The sequence below is a fragment of the Streptomyces sp. RP5T genome, from assembly GCF_003933965.1.
Taxonomy (GTDB): Bacteria; Actinomycetota; Actinomycetes; order Streptomycetales; family Streptomycetaceae; genus Streptomyces.
Genome location: NZ_RSAJ01000804.1, coordinates 1 through 3,106 on the forward strand (window position 1 = coordinate 1; position 3,106 = coordinate 3,106).

Below are 3,106 nucleotides of genomic sequence, written 5' to 3' on the forward strand. Positions count from 1 at the left end.
GTCCCCACCGGGAGGCGGCGTGTGACCACCGGGCGGCGGGGTGTGCTCTCCACCCGGAGGCGGCGTATGACCACCCGGCGGCGGGGTGTGGTCCCCTCCCGGAGGCGGCGTATGACCACCCGGCGGAGGCGTGTGATCGCCTCCCGGAGGCGGCGTATGACCACCCGGCGGAGGCGTGTGATCGCCTCCCGGAGGCGGCGTATGACCACCCGGCGGAGGTGTGTGATCGCCTCCCGGAGGCGGCGTATGACCACCGGGAGGCGGCGTGTGGTCCCCACCCGGAGGCGGCGTGTGACCACCAGGGGGCGGAGTGTGGTCCCCACCCGGAGGCGGCGTGTGGTGGCCGCCCGGAGGCGGCGTGTGGTCGCCGTAGCCACCGCCCTCCTCCTGGCCGTAGCCACCGCCCTCCTCCTGGCCGGAGTCGCCGTACCCGCTGTCCCCTCCGTGCCCGGAGTCGTCGCCGTAACCCGTGTCGGCGGGGCCGCGAGACACGCCGGGGGCGCGGTGTCTGCCCGAACCCGGTGCGACGGCACAGGAGTTGCCGAACGCCGGGTTGAGCGCGGCGGCCGCGTCGACCGAGTCGCCGCAGGCGTTGACCGGCACCTCGACGGGCGCCGCCGCACGGTCGCCGGACAGGACGCCGGCCGAATCCGCGGTGCCACCGCTCGTGTGCGTGTCGGCGAGGACAGGGCTGCTGCACAGGGACAGAATGCTTGTCGCGGCGGCGGCCGCGACCATTCCCCTACTCAGGGTCTGTCGCAATCTCGTTGTCTTCCTGCTTGTAGAAGTGGGAAAAGCCGGCCCCGGACGGAGTGGAGCGGTCCAGGGCCGGCCAAGACAGCCGGTACGGCTGAGGCGTTACGCGGTCAGTCGTTCACGCAGTGGTTGCCGAACGCCGGGTTCAGCGCGCCGATCACGTTGACCGTGTTGCCGCACACGTTGACCGGGATGTGGATCGGGACCTGGACGACGTTGCCGGAGAGGACACCCGGGGAACCGATGGCGGCACCCTGAGCGCCGGCGTCAGCGAAGGCCGGGGCGGCCACGCCGAAGGCCATGATCACGCCCGCGGCGACAGCGGCGGTCTTCTTCATGAGATTTCCCTTCTCTGCGGTCATGCCCCTTTGTCGGCGTGTGACCGAGCGAGCGCAGACGGAGCGGCTCGCGCCATGACCTGCAGGCTGTAGAACGAGGGATAGCCGTCGGAGAAACTACCGAATGCGTGGCGCGGGGCAATTCACTCGATTGCCCTGTGGCGTCACCCGTTTCACCCTCGGCCACGGCGATGAATAAGCACACAAACAAAAGCCGGGCGGCCCGCAGACATTTCCGCGGGCCGCCCGGTTCAGCCTGTTGAGGCCTACTTCTCGGCTGCCGCCGACAGAACCGACAGGTCCTCCAGGACGTGCGACAGGGCGCCGTCCCGCTTGGACTGGGTGGAGTTGTCGCTGCACTGCTGGGTGAGCTGGTCCGACAGGACCGGGACGTCCTGGACGTTGACGATCTGCAGGACGCCGACGTTGGTGTCGCTCAGGCCGAGGCACGGCTTGTTGAGCGTGCCCTGGACCAGCGAGAGCTGGGGGCTCATGTCACCCTTGGTCGCCGAATTGCCGAACGACGACGTGGCGCCGTTACCGTTCTGCACGGTCGGCCCGTTGTCGTTGCCGATGGCAAGCGCCGTCGGAGCTGCCGCCACCGACATTCCGACGACAGAAGCGGCGGCCGCCGCGGCGGCCATTGCCTTCTTAAGCACTTCGCGTTCCTTTCCTCGTAGCGACACAATGCCCTACGGCCACATCAACCCGGCACGTGCGGAATGGTTGCGGGCGTTCACCCCATTGGCCCTATCGCCGCCGGCGGGCGCCCGGCCGGCACCGGGTTGTCGCGGGACTCGCGGCCGCACCCGCTGTGGGCCGTCGGAGTGAACGGGAGAAACCTCGCCGTGGGCGCGCAGTTAGCCAGAACGCTCCGGTCCACGGGGCTTCCTCAGAAAGGACTGGCCAGTGATCAAGAAGATCGTCGCCACCGCGGCCATCGCCGCGTCCGCCATGGGTGCCTCCGCCGCCGCGGCTCCGCAGGCACTCGCGATCGGCAATGACCAGGGGCCGACCGCGGCGAACGGCAACGGCTCGTGGCAGAGCTTCGGCAACTCCAGCACCCACGGCGACATGAGCCCGCAGATGGCGCTGATCCAGGGGTCCTTCAACAAGCCCTGCATCGCCGTCAGCGACCTGCCCGTCGGTGTGCTCCAGGTCGTCAACGTCCAGGACGTGCCGATCCTGTCGGACCAGCAGACCCAGCAGTGTGCCGAGAACTCCACCCAGGCCAAGCGGGACGGTGCGCTGGCCCACCTGCTGGAGGACGTGTCGATCCTGTCCACCGCCCAGGAGGCGGGTCGCTGATCCCGTTCTTCCGGACGAGGCCGAAGGGGCCGCCGAGCATCTCGGCGGCCCCTTCGGCGTGTCAGCGCCGGTACAGCGCCTCGATCTCCCGCGCGTAGGCCGCCGTCACCACGTGCCGCTTGAGCTTCAGGGACGGCGTGAGCATGCCGTTGTCCTCGGTGAACTCCCCCTCGACCAGCCGGAACGCACGGATCGACTCGGCGCGGGAGACGGCCGCGTTGGCGTGATCGACCGCCTTCTGGATGTCGGCGCGCAGCCGTTCGTCCTCGACGAGTGCGGAGTGCGGGGTGTCGGCGGGCAGCCCCCGCACCGCCAGCCAGTGGGTCATCGCCTCGGGGTCGAGGGTGATCAGGGCGGCGACGAAGGGGCGGTTGTCGCCGACGACCAGGCACTGGCCGACGGGTGCCTGGCTGCGCAGGCGGTCCTCCAGGACGGCCGGGGCGACGTTCTTGCCGCCGGTGGTGATCAGGAGGTCCTTCTTGCGGCCGGTGATGGTGAGATAGCCGTCCTCGTCGAGGGCGCCGAGGTCGCCCGTGGCGAACCACTCGTCCTTGAGGACGACGTCGGTGGCCTCGGGGTTGTTCCAGTAGGCGCCGAAGACGACCCCGCCCTTGATGTGGACCTCGCCGTCCTCGGCGATGCGGATCGCGGTGCCGGGAACAGGCTGCCCGACCGTGCCGGGGCGGGGAGCCTGTTCCCGGCAC

At 70.1% G+C, this 3,106-nt stretch carries 4 protein-coding genes and 1 pseudogene; 1 reads left to right on the top strand and 4 read right to left on the bottom strand.

The window, feature by feature from the left end:
* The 3 genes from EHS43_RS41260 to EHS43_RS41270 all read right to left on the bottom strand — a co-directional run.
* On the bottom strand, positions 1-738 hold a 738-nt coding region (locus EHS43_RS41260), incomplete at its 3' end, for a chaplin (protein ID WP_185806631.1).
* A 128-nt stretch (positions 739-866) separates the two neighbouring features.
* A complete protein-coding gene (locus EHS43_RS41265) occupies positions 867-1,094 on the bottom strand; it encodes a chaplin (protein WP_125195639.1) in 228 nt (75 codons plus the stop codon).
* Between the two features lie 266 nt (positions 1,095-1,360).
* Positions 1,361-1,753 carry a rodlin gene (locus EHS43_RS41270; RefSeq protein ID WP_125195640.1) on the bottom strand — a complete coding sequence of 131 codons (393 nt, stop codon included), beginning with the start codon at positions 1,751-1,753 and terminating at the stop codon, positions 1,361-1,363.
* A gap of 250 nt (positions 1,754-2,003) precedes the next feature.
* Between EHS43_RS41270 and EHS43_RS41275 the strand changes: the two genes are divergently transcribed.
* Positions 2,004-2,402, top strand: coding sequence for a rodlin (locus EHS43_RS41275; protein WP_125195641.1), 399 nt, complete (start codon positions 2,004-2,006; stop codon positions 2,400-2,402).
* Between the two features lie 61 nt (positions 2,403-2,463).
* Here EHS43_RS41275 and EHS43_RS41280 read toward each other — a convergent pair.
* A pseudogene (locus EHS43_RS41280) lies at positions 2,464-3,106 on the bottom strand (AMP-binding protein); the annotation flags it as partial.